Source organism: Streptomyces sp. TAA486 (assembly GCF_000426165.1).
Window position 1 is genome coordinate 26,163 of record NZ_AUEV01000022.1, and the last position, 14,965, is coordinate 41,127.

Consider the following 14,965-nt stretch of genomic DNA (forward strand, 5'->3'; position numbering starts at 1 on the left):
GTCACGGAGCCTCAGCGCTCTGCCAACTCTCCGGATACGGCTATGGCGTAGCCGAGTTGGGCGCGGCTGCTGCTTCCGAAGCGTTCGGAGAGCCTTCGCACGTGTTCGGACACGGTGCGGCGGCCCATGCCGAGTTCACGCGCGATTCTGTCGTCGGTGAAGCCGCTGACCAGCATCCGCATGATGCTTCGCTGCAAGTCGCCGATGACGGCTGCCGAACGGTCTCCCCGAGGGCGCGTCGGCAGCGGCGTGGCCCGTCCCCAGGCGACTTCGAACGCGCGGCTCAGGTAGTGGACGAGGGCCGGCTGGCGTATCTCCACGAGCGAGTGCTCAGCGCGAGAAGGACATGACACGTAGGCGACCTGGCGGTCGAAGACGATGAGCCTGTCGAAGAGTTCGCTGAGAGTGCGCGTCTCACCGCCTTCACTGACGATGCATTCGATGTAGTCGAGGGTCGGACCGTGGGTGCGGATGGTGTGCTGGTAGATCACGCGTTTGCGCACGCCCCGCCGGAGCACCGGAAGATCGCGTTCCAGAACTTGGCTCAGAATTTCGGGTGACCGTCCCGCGCCGGGGTGGGCGGTGATGAATTCCGCCCGGCACTCGTCGAGGGACCGCTGGAGACTCGCTTCGACATCCGTCTCGCCCTGTAAGAGCGCCACGTCCGGAAGACGTCTCGACCGCCCACGCTTGTAGGCATTTTCGATCATCTCGAAGGACTGTGCGACGCCGGCCAGGTCGTCGCGTCTCCGCGACAGCTCTCGTTCCAGCGGCGCGACGTGGTGGGCGGCTGCCACGCCCGGAGGCACCGGCCGCAGTTCCTCCGAGCCGGAGGAGCTCACCAGGCCCAGTCTGCGCAGACATGGGGGCACGGCCTCAGATGCGAACGGTCCGGTGGCTATGGCCTCTTCGTATGCGGCGACTCCCTCGTCGCAAAGCAGGGGAGACCCGCACACCTCACCGCATGTCTGATTCATGGTGTTTTACCCTCGGCATGTTTGTGCAATACAGGATCACGCTGCCATGAGACGTGTCCTGTACGCCACGTTGCATGGAGTATTTCTCCCGGGCGAGGAGCACGAGCGTCCCGTGCTTCCGTCACCCACGAAACAAGCTGAATTCTCGGGGAGAGTCTTGTGAATCGTGTTGTCGTCATCGGCGCTGGGCATATGGGTTCCGCTTTGATTTCCGGCCTCCGAGATGCGGATTCCGGGCTTCCGCTCGCAGTCGTCGAAGTAGCACACGACCGCCGGCGTGCCATGCGGGAAGAGTTCGGCATCGAGCCGTACGTCCATTACGAGGCGCAGCCCGGCGACATCGTCATCCTGGCCGTGCAGCCGCAGCAATTCGAGGCCTTCGCGGCCACGTACAAGGGAAAGTTCTCGGAGAATTCACTCGTGGTCTCCGTGATGGCCGGTGTGAGCATTCAGGCCATGATCGGCCTGCTGGACACGGAGCACGTCGTGCGCGCCATACCGAACACCCCGTCCGAAGTCTCCGAGGGAATGACCGTCCTCTGCCCCGGCCCCGTCGTCACGCCGGAGGAACTCGACCTGGGCCAGCAGGTCCTCTCCGCCATCGGACGCGTCGCCACCGTCCGCGACGAAGCCATGATCGACGATGCCACTGCCCTCTGCGGTGGCGGCCCCGCCTTTGTCGCCCACATAGCCGGCGCATTCATCGACTTCGCTCTGGAGAAAGGCTTTCCGGTCGATCAGGCCCGGCTCATGACGTGTCAGGTCCTCAGAGGATCGGCGAAGCTGATCGAGTTCACGGAACGGGATCCGGAGGAGCTGTGCAAGGACGTGATGACACCGGGCGGTACGACGGAGCAAGGCATCTTCCTCTATCAGGAGAGGGGCCTTCAGGAGATCCTCGCGGAAGGGCTGAACAGGTCGGCAGACCGGTCACGTGAACTGGGCGGCATCGGTCGATAGCCATGCCCCGACCCGGGGTCGAGGAATTCGGTTCGCAGGAACGGAAGGGTACGAGGGAGAGCATGCTGGGCGTAATTCAGTCGGTTCCCGACACCGGTTCGCATCTGTCTGCCGGGGACGAGTCGTACGAGGTGTACTTCGGACTCGGCCATTCCTTGCGGCTGCTGGACCGGCGGGGTGTGTTCAGAGTCAGTCCGGCCGGTCTGGCGTTGGGCGACTATCTGGTGCGGAGTCTGGGTCCGGGCGTGCTGAACGGCTCGGTGCTCGACATGGGGACCGGAAGCGGCGCACTGGCACTTCTGCTGCGCAGCATGGGCGCGCGAGACATACTGGCGACGGACGTCTCCGCCCCGGCAGTCGGTACCGCCGCACAGAACGAACTGCTCAACTTCGGTGATCGCCATGTCGCGTTCGAACGGGGAAGCCTCTTCGACTGCTCCGGAGCGGACCGCCGGTTCGATCTGATCGTCTTCAACCCTCCGGGATGGCGTACGCCGTCCACGGCGTGTGAGCGGGAATTGAACAGCCGGGGGCAGCTCGGCCTCGATCTCTCGGCCATGTTCTCGGGCGAGAAGGTACTCGCCGAGTTCTTGCGGCAGTTGCCGCGGCATCTCACGCCGGCGGGCCGCGCGGTCATCGGCCTCAACTCCATGACGGGAATCCAGGACGTGCTGTCGTCCCTGCGCGACGAGGAGGGTGGCCACGTACCGCTGGAGTTCAGGCTGATCGAGCGCCACAGCTTCCCGCTGTTCTTCTACAGCGAGGAATGGCGAACCTTCAGGGACGTCCTCCTCAAGGAGTTCGACCACTGGAAGGAGCAGCATGGAGCCGCGTTCAGCGCCAGCCACGACGGCACACTTCACTGGTCGTACGAGATCGTCGAATGCCGTGCGACCGGATCCGCCGGATCGGGACGGGGAAACGCGTGAGTAGCACGTCGCAAGGTCGGGGAACCGCGTCCGGCGTCTCGGCGATGGTCGTCGCCAATGTGATTCTCGGTGCGTCATCTCTGTTCTGGCACGCTCTCGCCCACGTCCCCTCGGCGACACTGCTGGGCTTTCGCATCCTGGTGTCACTGATCACGCTCGGCGCCGCGCTTGCGCTGATGGGCCGGCTCAGGGAGGCGGTCAGCACGGCGTCGAGCCCGAAGCTGGTGCTCATCCACCTCGCCGCCGCGGCCGTTGTCTGCCTGAACTGGCTCACCTTCATCTGGGGTTCGATCCACGGCCGGGTCATCGAGACCGGCCTCGGCTACCTGGTGGCACCGGCCGTGACGGTCGTCCTGGGCGCGATGGTGATGCGCGAACGTCTCGGGCTGGTGCACAGAACCGCACTCGTCATGTGCCTGCTCGGTGTGGCGTTGCTCATCGCGCGCAGTTCGGAACTCGAATGGTGGGTGTACGTCACCATCGGGCTGACCTGGGGGACGTACGCCTTCCTCAAGAAGCTCACCACGGCGGACGCCGTCACCGGGCTCACGCTGGAAACCACACTGCTCACCGTCGGAATCGGTGCTGCCGTCCTCGCGTCGTCCTACTCGCTCGATCCGGGTCCGGCCGCGGAACGGACGGATTTCGCCCTGCTGGCGCTGTGCGGTCTCGTATCCGTGACGCCGCTGTGGCTCATCTCCTGGGGGGCGAAGAAGATAACGCTCACCGCTTCGGGGTTCCTCCAGTACGTCCTTCCGACCACGCAGTTCGTCGTCGCGCTGGCCTTCTACGGCCAGAGGCCCTCCGGAAACACCGTGCTGTGCTTCGCCGTGGTCTGGCTCTCGCTGATCTCCATCGTCATCGACTCCATAGTGCGCGCCCGTAAGTCCCCACGTGCGCCGCAGCAGTCAGAAGAGAGGGCAAAGCTGTGAAGAACGTCGACGTACTCGTAGCGGGCCTGGGGGTCTTCGGCGCGGCCGCCTCCTGGTCGCTGGCGGAACGCGGCGCCCGCGTGCTCGCGGTGGATCCGCACGGGCCCACGCATCGCTTCGGGTCGTCCCACGGGGAGAGCCGCATCTTCCGCCGGGCGTACTGGGAAGGCGCTGATTACCTACCGCTGTTGAACCGGGCGGACGCCCTGTGGAACGAGCTGGAGCGAGCCCACGCCGACACGCTGCTCGTCCGCAACGGCGGCGTCTTCGTGGGACCCCGGTCCAGCGGCGTCGTCGAACTGAGCGGAAGGACCGCCCAGTCGGGCGGTATCGACCACGAGACGTGGACGGCGGACGAACTCAATTCCCGCTTCCCCTGGTTCGACATCAGCGCCGACATGGCAGTCCTGTACGAACCGGGTGCCCACACGGTCCTGGCGAACCGGGCACGCCTGGCCATGATCGACGCCGCGGTGCGCCGGCGGGCGGTGATCCGGTTCGGAGACGGGGTGGCGGACGTACAGCAGGCAGAGCGCGGCACGATGGTGAGCCTGCACTCCGGAGAGACGATCTCGTGCGGAGCCGTGATCATGGCGACGGGGCCTTGGATGCACGGCGTCCCCGGGCTCGGCGGTCTCCTTCAGCCGGTGCGGGTGCCCGTCCACTGGTTCCTCACCGACGGGGAGTCCGGCAATGAGGGCTTTCCGGCATTCCTCTACGAGTCGCCGGAGGGCGAGGTCGTGTACGGGGTTCCGGAATCGGCCCAGGGCGGCCGCGAGATAAAGATCGGGTTCCACAACAGGCAGCAGCGGTCGGGGGACCCCATGGACGTGACGCCTCGAAAGGTGTCCGACGAGTACGTGCGGGAGATGGCGAAGATGACGGACCGCATCTTCGGGCGGCGGATCCTGCCGGAACCCATCAGGTCACGCTACTGCTATTACACGATGGCGCCCGACGGCAGCTTCGTCATAGAACGCTCCCCGACGGACCCGGCGGTCGTTCACGTCTCGGCCTGCTCCGGGCACGGATTCAAGTTCGGGCCGGCGGTCGGAGAGTGCGCCGCGACGCTCGCGCTCGGTGAGTCCCCCGGCATCGATCTGAGCCCGTTCTCCACGGCCAGGTTCGGGTAGCCCTCAGCGCCCGGCATCACCCCGGGCTGGACAACAAGAAGCCCTGCCGGGAGGACAGGCCGGGGGTCGGGACGCCCGCCGGGCGCCGCGTGCCTGGAGCCCGTCCGCGGGGTGACCGCACACGCGAAGGCTGCGCCCCGTCCGCCGGAGCGCAGCCGTGTGTGCCTACGCCGTTCGTACCGTCCCGTCTCGCCGGAGGCCCGGTTCGGTGCTTCAGTGGTCGCCGTGGGCCTCAAGCCGCTTGATCGACGCTTCGACCTCGGCCTCGGCCTCGGCACGGCCGACCCAGTTGGCACCCTCGACGGACTTGCCGGGCTCCAGGTCCTTGTAGACCTCGAAGAAGTGCTGGATCTCGAGCCGGTCGAACTCGCTCACGTGGTGGATGTCCCGCAAGTGCTCCATCCGCGGATCGGACGCGGGTACGCACAGCAGCTTGTCGTCGCCCCCGGCCTCGTCCGTCATGCGGAACATGCCGATGGCGCGGGACTTGATGATGCAACCGGGAAAGGTGGGTTCATCGAGCAGCACGAGCGCGTCCAGCGGGTCGCCGTCCTCGCCGAGAGTGTGGTCGACGAAGCCGTAGTCGGCGGGGTACACGGTCGAGGTGAAAAGGTGCCGGTCCAGACGGATGCGCCCGGTCACGTGATCCACCTCGTACTTGTTCCGCGAACCCTTCGGGATCTCGATGACGACGTCGAACTCCAAGGAAGGCTCCTCAATGATCAGCACATGTATCTGGTGATTAAGTGTCCCCCACGCACGTACACGGGCGCGAAAGGGGCTGATCGAGGTGCGTGACACCGCCTCAGAGGTGCGTGACACCGCGATCCGGGCATACCGGAAGGCCCGGGCCCGTGCCCGTCGTCACGGGCGGCGGATCCGGCAGCACTGGCGGACCGCGACTCCGCAGCGGCGGCAGACCGTCGGAGTGACGGCCGGTGCCGCCGCAATCGGACTGGTGCTCGCCGTCACGGCGGTTGCCGCGAGCGGACCGTGGGACTCGGGCCAGCGTACGGCGGAGCGTTCACGGGCCGCCGCCGGGGAAGGCCGAAGTGGCGGGAACCACACAGGGGACGGCCCGGGCAAGGGCGCCCCGGGAGCGCCGGACGTGCTCGCCGCACTCGACATGGACGCAGTACGCGCCGCCGCCGGCGGCGGCCGCGACGCCAAGCCCTCACACGGCCCGGGCGCGGCAGGAGTGCCCCCGCCCAGCGAGGACGCGCTCGCCGACACGCTCGAACCGCTGCTGAAGGACGGCGACTTGGGCAAGGTCCGCGCGGTCTCGGTCGTCGACGCGGCCGCGGGCCGGAAGCTGTACGCCACCAAGGACGGCACCGCGGTCACCCCCGCCTCGACCGTCAAGCTGGCCACCGCGGCGGCCGCGCTCTCGGCACGCGGCGCCGACCACCGCATCCCCACCCGGGCGTTGCGCGGCAAGGGCTCCGGCGAGGTCGTCCTCCAGGGCGGAGGCGACCCGACCCTCACCTCCGCCGCGCTCGACGGCCTCGCACGCGACACGGCCCGCCGGCTGAACGGGCACGACGGCAAGGTCTCGCTCCGGTACGACACTTCGCGCTACAGCGGCCCTCTCCGCCACTCCATCGGCACCAACGACAACCTCGCGCCCGTCAGTCCGCTCATGGTCGACGAGGCCCGCCTCGGAGGCGGTTCCGGGGACGGCAAGGACGGCGACGCACCGCCGCACGGCCCGGCGCCGCGGTCCGGCGACCCCGCGAAGGACGCCGCCGAGGCCTTCGCCAAGGCGCTCGGGAAGCACGGAGTCGACGTCAAGGGCAAGCCCAAGGAGGGGAAGGCGCCGGGCAAGGCGAAGGAGCTGGCCGTGCACCGCTCGGCCCCGCTCTCCGCGCTCGTCGAGCGGATGCTGACCTACAGCGACAACGACATCGCCGAGGCCCTCGCCCGGCACACCGCCCTCGCCGCGGGCGAGACCGCGAGCTTCAAGGGCGCCGGCAAGGCCGTACGTCATCGCCTCGGCAAGCTCGGAATCTCCCTGAAGGGCGCCCACTTCGCCGACGGCAGCGGTCTCGACCGCCGCGACAAGGTGTCGCCCAAGCTGCTGACCGGCCTCCTCGTGCGCGCCGCCGACCCCGACCACGCCGGGCTGCGCCCCGTCCTGACGGGCATGCCGGTCGCCCACTTCACCGGCACCCTCGGCGGCAGGTACGGCGGAGACAAGGGCAAGCAGGGCGCCGGTCTCGTACGTGCCAAGACCGGAACCCTCACCGGCGTGAACACCCTCGCCGGCACCGTCGTGGACGCTGACGGCCGACTGCTGGCCTTCGCCTTCATGACGTCCGGAACCACCGACGGAAAGGGCGCGCAGCGCTCCCTGGACAGCCTCGCGGCCGCACTCGCCAACTGCGGCTGCCGGGATTCGCCGTCGGAGGGCTGACCTCGGCAGGAACCGCGGAACGCCCCCGGGCGGGGACCCCTGCGCCGTCGGTGCAGCCTCCCGCCCGGCGGCGGTGCCACGTACCGTGAAGTCATGACGAGCCTCGGTGGTGTGGAGATGGTCGACTGGAATCTCGCGGTCGCGACCGCGACCCGGCTCGTACGGCCGGGCCCGGAAGTGACCCGCGAGGAGGCGCGAGCGGCCGTCTCGGAGCTTCGCCGTCACGCGAAGTCGTCCGAGGAGCACGTGCGCGGCTTCACGGGGATGCAGCCGGACAGGCCGTCGGAGTCGGACACCCCTGTCCTCGTCGTCGACCGGCCCGGCTGGGTGCGCGCCAACGTCGCCGGCTTCAGGGAACTCCTCACGCCGCTGCTCGCGAAGGTGCAGGAGCGCCGCTCGGGCACCCCCGGCGGGGCCGTGCTCGGTGCGGTCGGCGGCAAGGTGACGGGCGTCGAGGTCGGCATGCTGCTCTCGTTCCTCGCCTCGCGCGTGCTCGGCCAGTACGAGACGTTCGCCCCGGCGACCCGCGAGCTGCCCGGCGGCGCCGACGGTGCCGGCCGTCTGCTGCTCGTCGCGCCGAACATCGTGCACGTCGAGCGCGAACTCGAAGTCGACCCGCACGACTTCCGCCTCTGGGTGTGCCTGCACGAGGACACGCACCGCACGCAGTTCGCCGCCGTCCCCTGGCTCCGCGACCACATCCAGGGCGAGATCCAGGCCTTCCTCAGCGAGACCGACATGGACCCCTCCACGCTGCTGGAGCGGATGCGCGAGGTCGCGCAGTCGGTCTCCGGCGCGCGCTCGCAGGGCGCGGAGGGGGAGGAGAAGCCGGACGCCGGGCGGGCCGGGCTCGTCGAGCTGGTGCAGACACCCACGCAGCGCGAGATCCTCAGCCGCCTCACCGCCGTGATGTCGCTGCTGGAGGGCCACGCCGACTACGTGATGGACGGCGTCGGCCCGGAGGTCGTGCCGAGCGTCTCGGAGATCCGCGAGAAGTTCCAGAAGCGCCGTGCCACCGGTGCCGGACGGCTGGACCAGGTTCTGCGCAAGCTGCTCGGCCTCGACGCCAAGCTGCGCCAGTACCGCGAGGGCGAGCGGTTCGTACGGGCCGTCGTCGAGGACCTGGGCATGGACGGCTTCAACCGCGTCTGGACCTCGCCCAACACGCTCCCCACGAAGTCGGAGATCGTCAGCCCTGCCGACTGGGTCGCGCGCATGCGCTCCTGACCCGCGGGGCCGGCCGCGACCCGGGGACAGCTCCCGTGTCGCGGCCGCACGCAGGAGGGACGAGTTCGCGAGGGGAGGTGCTGATGATGCGAGAGGCATGTCTGCCGCGGGGGTCCGACGGCTACTCTCCGGAGCGGGCGGGGACCACAGGAAGCCCCGGTAATCACTCGTCCGAGGGACCGAGATTGGCCGCTCCGCGTGCGATGCTCTGGGAACCCTTCCATCTCTGTCACCATCAACACACTCAGCGTGACAAGACTCCTTCGAGGAAGTGAATCGGACATGGGTCCCCATCCCGCGGTCGCTGCAATACGTCTCGCGGTTCGCCGCGCACTTCACGACGTCCTCAGCGAGCAAGCCGTCGTCAGTGAGAATGCCGGCGACACCCGCAGCCCGGGCGAGCCACCGCTCGTCCTCGTGGCCTGTTCCGGCGGCGCCGACTCCATGGCGCTCGCCTCCGCCCTCGCCTTCGAAGCCCCCCGGCTCGGCCTCCGCGCGGGAGGCGTGACGATCGACCACGGTCTTCAGGCCGGATCGGCCGATCGCGCCCAGGAGGTCGCCGAGCGGCTCACCGCCCTCCGACTCCATCCCGTCGAATCGATCGCCATCACCATCGGACGTACGAACACCGGCCCCGAAGCCGCCGCGCGCACCGCGCGGTACGCAGCTCTCGACGACATGGCCGACCGCTGCGGCGCCAAGGCCGTGCTGCTCGGACACACCCGTGACGACCAGGCCGAGACGGTGCTCCTCGGGCTGGCCCGCGGTTCCGGTACGCGTTCTCTGTCCGGCATGGCGGAAGTCACCGGCCCTGCGGACCGCTACCGCCGCCCGTTCCTCGCCATCGACAGGCAGACCACCCGCAAGGCCTGCCTCGCACAGTCGCTGCCCGTATGGGACGACCCCCACAACGACGACCCCGCCTACACCCGCTCCCGCGTGCGTCACGAGGCCCTGCCGGTGCTGGAGAAAGCACTGGGCAAGGGTGTCGTCGAGGCGCTCGCCCGTACCGCACGTCTCTCCCGCGACGACGCCGACGCTCTCGACTCCTGGGCCCTCCAGGCCGAGAGGGCCGTACGCACCGACCAGCCGGGCACCGACGGCTGGGACGGGGTGGAGCTGGACACCGCCCGGCTCTATGCACTCCCGTCGGCGGTACGCCGCCGCGTGCTGCGCCGCGCCGCCGTCGCCGCGGGTGCCCCCGCGGGCTCGCTCTTCGCCCGCCATCTCGAAGAAGTCGACCGGCTGCTCACGGCCTGGCGCGGTCAGCGCGCCATCAATCTGCCAGGCCGTGTCGAGGCCGCGAGGCAGGGTGGCAGACTTGTCATCCGGCATGGCTCACAGACCCCGCCGACACCGACCGGCTGACCGCCCCTCCCGGGGCGGTCTCCGGCCGGCGGCAGCGTGGGCCCGGGACCTCGACCGAGAGCGGCACGCGTGGACGAGAAGGACATGGGCACCGACCTCAAGTCGGTGCTCATCACAAAGGAAGAGATCGACGCGAAGCTGGCCGAGCTGGCCGGGAACATCGACGACGAGTACGGGGGCAAGGACCTGCTGCTCGTCGGCGTCCTCAAGGGCGCGGTGATGGTGATGGCCGACCTGGCACGTGCCGTCTCGACACCGGTGACCATGGACTGGATGGCGGTCTCCTCCTACGGCGCCGGCACCCAGTCCTCCGGGGTCGTCCGCATCCTCAAGGACCTCGACACCGACATCAAGGGCAAGCACGTCCTGATCGTCGAGGACATCATCGACTCGGGGCTGACGCTCTCGTGGCTGCTCTCCAACCTCGGCTCGCGTGAACCCGCGTCGCTGAACGTCTGCACCCTGCTGCGCAAGCCCGATGCGGCAAAGGTGGCGATCGACGTGAAGTGGGCGGGCTTCGACATCCCCAACGAGTTCGTCGTCGGTTACGGACTCGACTACGCGGAGAAGTACCGGAACCTCCCATTCGTCGCAACGCTCGCACCGCACGTCTACGGCGGCTGAGCACCCCGGCACCCAGCGGGAACCATGCGGGGCCGCGCTCCGTTGGACGAGCCAGGACGGTTCTGTTTGACCGTCCTCGGCGGCGCCCAGAGACAATGCTGAGGTACCGTCCGAAGGTCAGCCTTTTCAACTCACTGTGGCAGGAGGGACGGGGCGCACGCGCTCCGTATGGATGGACGTGAAGCGATACTTCCGCGGGCCGGTCATGTGGATCGTGCTGGCCGTCCTCGCCGTGGTCGTGTTGATGCAGGTCGTCGGCTCGTCCGGCGGCTACAAGACGGTGGACACGGGACAGGTCGTCCGGGCGATCGACCAGGACAAGGTGAAGTCCGCCGAGCTCACGACAGGCGATGAGCAGATCGTGAAGCTCGAGCTCAAGGACGGCGCCAAGGTCGAGGACAGCGACAAGATCAAGGCGAGCTACATCGACTCCCAGGGTGTCGACCTCGCCAAGAAGCTGCAGAGCAAGTACGAGCAGAACGAGATCACCAAGGGCTACACGGTCGCGCCGCAGCAGCAGAACCCGTTCGTCGGGATGCTGCTGTCGTTCCTGCCGTTCGTCCTCATCATCGTCGTTTTCCTGTTCCTGATGAATCAGATGCAGGGCGGCGGCTCCCGGGTGATGAACTTCGGCAAGTCGAAGGCCAAGCTGATCACCAAGGACACCCCGAAGACGACGTTCTCCGACGTCGCGGGGTCGGACGAGGCGTGCGAGGAGCTCCAGGAGATCAAGGAGTTCCTGCAGGAGCCCGCCAAGTTCCAGGCCGTCGGCGCCAAGATCCCCAAGGGTGTGCTCCTGTACGGGCCGCCCGGTACGGGCAAGACGCTGCTGGCCCGCGCCGTCGCGGGTGAGGCCGGTGTGCCGTTCTACTCGATCTCCGGTTCCGACTTCGTCGAGATGTTCGTCGGTGTCGGTGCCTCCCGGGTCCGTGACCTGTTCGAGCAGGCCAAGGCGAACGCTCCGGCGATCGTCTTCGTCGACGAGATCGACGCCGTCGGCCGCCACCGCGGCGCCGGCATGGGCGGCGGTCACGACGAGCGCGAGCAGACACTGAACCAGCTGCTGGTCGAGATGGACGGCTTCGACGTCAAGGGCGGGGTCATCCTGATCGCCGCCACGAACCGGCCCGACATCCTGGACCCGGCGCTGCTGCGTCCCGGCCGGTTCGACCGTCAGATCGCGGTCGACCGACCGGACATGCAGGGCAGGCACGAGATCCTCAAGGTGCACCAGAAGGGCAAGCCGATGGCGCCCGACGTGGACCTGGGTGCCGTGGCCCGCCGTACGCCGGGCTTCACCGGTGCCGACCTCAGCAACGTCCTGAACGAGGCAGCGCTGCTCACCGCCCGCGGTGACCAGAAGCTGATCGACAACAGGTATCTGGACGAGGCCATCGACCGGGTCGTCGCCGGTCCGCAGAAGCGGACCAGAATCATGAGCGACAAGGAGAAGAAGATCACCGCGTACCACGAGGGCGGACACGCCCTGGTCGCGGCGGCTTCGCCGAACTCCGACCCCGTACACAAGATCACGATTCTCTCCAGAGGCCGTGCTCTCGGCTACACGATGGTCCTGCCGGACGAGGACAAGTACTCGACCACGCGCAACGAGATGCTCGACCAGCTCGCATACATGCTGGGCGGGCGCGCCGCCGAGGAACTGGTCTTCCACGACCCGACGACGGGTGCGGCGAACGACATCGAGAAGGCGACGGCCACAGCTCGTGCCATGGTCACGCAGTACGGCATGACCGAGCGGCTGGGCGCCATCAAGTTCGGCTCCGACCAGTCCGAGCCCTTCCTGGGCAAGGAGATGGGCCACCAGCGCGACTACTCCGAGGAGGTCGCGGGCCTGGTGGACGAGGAGGTCAAGAGCCTGATCGAGACGGCGCACAACGAAGCCTGGGAAATCCTGGTGGAGAACCGCGACGTCCTCGACAACCTGGTCCTCGCACTTCTGGAGAAGGAGACGCTCGGCAAGGAGGAGATCGCCGAAGTCTTCGCCCCCGTCATCAAGCGTCCGAATCGTCCGGCCTGGACCGGCTCGTCGCGGCGTACGCCCTCCACGCGTCCGCCGGTCTCGTCGCCCGCTCTGAGCAACGGGAACGGCTCCGTTCCCACCCTCGAGAAGAGCGGCGGCAAGGAGATCGGCCCGCACGAGGCCGACGCCGTCGTCGAACCGGCCGATCCGACGGAGAGCTAGAAGCAGTAGCTGTGCAACGGCCCACAGCGGGTCGTGGAATTCCAGCCGCGCCCCCCGGGTTGTGAGACCTGAGGGGCGCGGCTGACTGCTTGTGCAGCAGGTACCAGGAACGAGGCGACAGATGACCGACCCGGTGACGCTCGGAGAGGGCGAGTTCCCCACGGCCGAATTCGACGAGAAGCGCGCGGAGAACGCCGTACGCGAGCTGCTGATCGCGGTCGGCGAGGATCCGGACCGCGAGGGACTGCTGGAGACTCCCGCCCGTGTCATGCGGGCGTACAAGGAGCTGTTCGCCGGCCTGCACCAGCGTCCCGAGGACGTGCTGACGACCACCTTCGACCTGGGCCACGACGAGATGGTCCTGGTGAAGGACATCGAGGTCTTCAGCACGTGTGAGCACCATCTCGTGCCGTTCCACGGCGTCGCCCACGTCGGCTACATCCCCTCGGCGGACGGCAAGATCACGGGTCTGTCGAAGCTCGCGCGGCTCGTCGACGTCTATGCCCGCCGGCCCCAGGTCCAGGAGCGGCTGACGACGCAGATCGCCGAGTCACTGATGCAGATACTGGACCCGCGCGGAGTGATCGTCGTCCTGGAGTGCGAGCACATGTGCATGTCGATGCGCGGCATACGCAAGCCGGGTGCGAAGACCGTCACGTCCGCGGTCCGCGGCCAGCTGCGGGACGCCGCGACGCGTTCCGAGGCGATGAGCCTGATCCTGCGCTGAGAAGGCGCTCAGGCCGCCGCAGCGGCCGACGGGTCGTCGTGGTCGTCGTCATCGGGGAGCCGGCAGACGCGCTCCAGGAAGATCGCCGTCGCCACCACTGCCACGCCCGCCAGGACGGACAGGCCGGCGTAGATCGTCTGGTCGTCGCGTGCCGGCGCCTCGGACGGGTCCATCAGCAGGAAGACCCCGATGCCTCCGTAGATCCCGGCGACCAGCGACGCCACCAGAGCGCTGGCGTGCCCGAAGAGGACGGCCCGCGCCGCCATCATCGGATCCACGCCCTTCGCTCCCGGCTCGCGTTCGCGCTGTGCCTTGAGCCGGGAGCGCAGCGAGAGCGCGGTGGCCAGCAGCACCGTCGCGATGATCGCGAGCACGACAGGCGCGGCGACGGGTACGGCGGGCAGGGTGCCCAGCGAGTTCCACAGCCGCGACACCGCCCAGGCCAGTACCCCGGCGACGACGAAGACACCCGCCAGGACGGGGATACGCAGTTCCTTCACGGGGTTCCCAACGACTACTCGGGCAGGCTGAGTTCCAGATCCGTCCGGGCTGCTACGCCTTCGCGTCCCAGTCTCGCCACAAGCTCCGCCACCGCGCCGTGTCCGGGCACCTCGGCACCCGGGTCCACGTCGTGCCACGGAACGAGCACGAAGGCCCGTTCGTGGGCGCGCGGGTGAGGCAGTGTCAGCAGGGGGTCGTTCGAGATGACGTCCTGGTAGGCGACGATGTCGACGTCGATGGTCCGCGGCCCCCAATGCTCGTCCCGCACACGTTCGAGGGCCTCCTCGATCGCGTGTCCCCGTTCGAGCAGGGAGCCGGGTGGCAGTGTCGTGCGTACGAGCACGACGGCGTTGAAGTACGAGGGCTGACTGTCAGGATCCACACCCCACGGCTCCGTCTCGTAGACGGGTGAGACGGCGACGACCTTCATGCCCGGGGTGTCGGCGAGCGCGTCCACGGCGCTCTGCAGCCGCTCCAGGCGGTTCCCCACGTTGCTGCCGAGCGCGATCACCGCCTGCTGCGGGTTGTGAAGCGTGGTGTCTGCCGCATCCACCTGGTGCACGACGGAGGCGGGCACCGGCTGTACGGTCGGGTCACTGTTCGGCGTCATGCGCGACTCCGCTTGATTGTGATGGTCACGTCGTCGAAGGGGACGGTGATCGGGGCGTCCGGTTTGTGCACGATCACCTCTGCCACCTGCACCCGCGTATACGCGAGGCAGGCATCGGCGATCCTCTGCGCGAGGGTCTCGATCAGGTCGACGGGCTCTCCCTCGACGATCCCCACGATCTCCTCGGCGAGAACGCCGTAATGAACGGTCTTGGCGAGGTCGTCGCCTCCTGCGGCGGGGCGGGTGTCCAGGCCCAGCTCCACGTCCACGACGAAGGTCTGACCCTCCTCCCGTTCCCGTTCGAGGACTCCGTGATGCCCGCGGGCCCGCAAGCCCCGCAGTGCGAGGTGGTCCACGCGTA

15 protein-coding genes are annotated in these 14,965 nt (G+C 68.4%); 10 read left to right on the top strand and 5 right to left on the bottom strand.

Annotation, left to right across the window (positions count from 1 at the left end):
• Positions 1-11: 11 nt before the first annotated feature.
• Positions 12-842: a helix-turn-helix domain-containing protein gene (locus I004_RS0126685; protein WP_158677111.1), complete on the bottom strand. Its 831-nt coding sequence runs from the start codon at positions 840-842 to the stop codon at positions 12-14.
• Between the two features lie 294 nt (positions 843-1,136).
• On the opposite strand from I004_RS0126685, the gene proC reads away from it, so the two are divergent.
• The 4 genes from proC (at position 1,137) to solA (ending at position 4,931) form a co-directional block, all read left to right on the top strand.
• The gene (proC, locus tag I004_RS0126690) at positions 1,137-1,937 is read left to right on the top strand and encodes a pyrroline-5-carboxylate reductase (RefSeq protein WP_486580398.1); all 801 of its coding nucleotides are present in this window, start codon (positions 1,137-1,139) and stop codon (positions 1,935-1,937) included.
• 62 nt (positions 1,938-1,999) lie between these two features.
• Positions 2,000-2,866, top strand: coding sequence for a methyltransferase (locus I004_RS37730; protein ID WP_158677112.1), 867 nt, complete (start codon positions 2,000-2,002; stop codon positions 2,864-2,866).
• Positions 2,863-3,798 carry an EamA family transporter gene (locus I004_RS36230; RefSeq protein ID WP_199779467.1) on the top strand — a complete coding sequence of 312 codons (936 nt, stop codon included), beginning with the start codon at positions 2,863-2,865 and terminating at the stop codon, positions 3,796-3,798. The genes I004_RS37730 and I004_RS36230 overlap by 4 nt, the downstream gene beginning before the upstream one ends.
• Positions 3,795-4,931, top strand: a complete 1,137-nt coding sequence (gene solA, locus I004_RS0126705) for an N-methyl-L-tryptophan oxidase (RefSeq protein ID WP_028438010.1) — start codon at positions 3,795-3,797, stop codon at positions 4,929-4,931. The genes I004_RS36230 and solA overlap by 4 nt, the downstream gene beginning before the upstream one ends.
• Positions 4,932-5,144: 213 nt before the next feature.
• Here the strand turns inward: solA and I004_RS0126710 are convergent, their stop codons facing one another.
• Positions 5,145-5,636, bottom strand: a complete 492-nt coding sequence (locus tag I004_RS0126710; RefSeq protein WP_028438011.1) for an inorganic diphosphatase — start codon at positions 5,634-5,636, stop codon at positions 5,145-5,147.
• Between the two features lie 85 nt (positions 5,637-5,721).
• Between I004_RS0126710 and dacB the strand changes: the two genes are divergently transcribed.
• The 6 genes from dacB (at position 5,722) to folE (ending at position 13,493) form a co-directional block, all read left to right on the top strand.
• Positions 5,722-7,344: a D-alanyl-D-alanine carboxypeptidase/D-alanyl-D-alanine endopeptidase gene (gene dacB, locus I004_RS0126715; protein ID WP_028438012.1), complete on the top strand. Its 1,623-nt coding sequence runs from the start codon at positions 5,722-5,724 to the stop codon at positions 7,342-7,344.
• Positions 7,345-7,437: 93 nt separating this feature from the next.
• Positions 7,438-8,571 (top strand): zinc-dependent metalloprotease, encoded by a 1,134-nt coding sequence (locus tag I004_RS0126720; protein WP_028438013.1) that lies wholly within the window; start codon positions 7,438-7,440, stop codon positions 8,569-8,571.
• Positions 8,572-8,853: 282 nt separating this feature from the next.
• On the top strand, positions 8,854-9,939 hold the full coding sequence (gene tilS, locus I004_RS0126725) for a tRNA lysidine(34) synthetase TilS (protein WP_028438014.1): 1,086 nt from the start codon (positions 8,854-8,856) through the stop codon (positions 9,937-9,939).
• Positions 9,940-10,023: 84 nt separating this feature from the next.
• Positions 10,024-10,563 (top strand): hypoxanthine phosphoribosyltransferase, encoded by a 540-nt coding sequence (gene hpt / locus I004_RS0126730; protein WP_037977985.1) that lies wholly within the window; start codon positions 10,024-10,026, stop codon positions 10,561-10,563.
• Positions 10,564-10,735: 172 nt separating this feature from the next.
• Positions 10,736-12,766, top strand: a complete 2,031-nt coding sequence (gene ftsH, locus I004_RS0126735; RefSeq protein ID WP_028438016.1) for an ATP-dependent zinc metalloprotease FtsH — start codon at positions 10,736-10,738, stop codon at positions 12,764-12,766.
• Between the two features lie 121 nt (positions 12,767-12,887).
• Positions 12,888-13,493 carry a GTP cyclohydrolase I FolE gene (gene folE / locus I004_RS0126740; RefSeq protein WP_028438017.1) on the top strand — a complete coding sequence of 202 codons (606 nt, stop codon included), beginning with the start codon at positions 12,888-12,890 and terminating at the stop codon, positions 13,491-13,493.
• Positions 13,494-13,501: 8 nt separating this feature from the next.
• Here folE and I004_RS0126745 read toward each other — a convergent pair whose 3' ends face one another.
• From I004_RS0126745 to folB, 3 genes are read right to left on the bottom strand one after another with little or no spacing between them, the layout of a single operon-like run.
• Positions 13,502-13,993 carry a DUF3180 domain-containing protein gene (locus I004_RS0126745; RefSeq protein WP_028438018.1) on the bottom strand — a complete coding sequence of 164 codons (492 nt, stop codon included), beginning with the start codon at positions 13,991-13,993 and terminating at the stop codon, positions 13,502-13,504.
• A gap of 14 nt (positions 13,994-14,007) precedes the next feature.
• The gene (gene folK / locus I004_RS0126750; RefSeq protein WP_028438019.1) at positions 14,008-14,604 is read right to left on the bottom strand and encodes a 2-amino-4-hydroxy-6-hydroxymethyldihydropteridine diphosphokinase; all 597 of its coding nucleotides are present in this window, start codon (positions 14,602-14,604) and stop codon (positions 14,008-14,010) included.
• A complete protein-coding gene (folB, locus tag I004_RS0126755) occupies positions 14,601-14,960 on the bottom strand; it encodes a dihydroneopterin aldolase (protein ID WP_028438020.1) in 360 nt (119 codons plus the stop codon). Before folB ends, folK begins: the two co-directional genes overlap by 4 nt.
• Between the last annotated feature and the right edge of the window lie 5 nt (positions 14,961-14,965).

Excerpts from the sequence above, each read along its gene's own strand:
- folK (WP_028438019.1), bottom strand. The coding sequence starts at position 14,604 with ATGACGCCGAACAGTGACCCGACCGTACAGCCGGTGCCCGCCTCCGTC.
- I004_RS0126720 (WP_028438013.1), top strand. The coding sequence starts at position 7,438 with ATGACGAGCCTCGGTGGTGTGGAGATGGTCGACTGGAATCTCGCGGTC.
- ftsH (WP_028438016.1), top strand. The coding sequence starts at position 10,736 with ATGGACGTGAAGCGATACTTCCGCGGGCCGGTCATGTGGATCGTGCTG.
- tilS (WP_028438014.1), top strand. The coding sequence starts at position 8,854 with ATGGGTCCCCATCCCGCGGTCGCTGCAATACGTCTCGCGGTTCGCCGC.
- folE (WP_028438017.1), top strand. The coding sequence starts at position 12,888 with ATGACCGACCCGGTGACGCTCGGAGAGGGCGAGTTCCCCACGGCCGAA.
- I004_RS37730 (WP_158677112.1), top strand. The coding sequence starts at position 2,000 with ATGCTGGGCGTAATTCAGTCGGTTCCCGACACCGGTTCGCATCTGTCT.
- hpt (WP_037977985.1), top strand. The coding sequence starts at position 10,024 with ATGGGCACCGACCTCAAGTCGGTGCTCATCACAAAGGAAGAGATCGAC.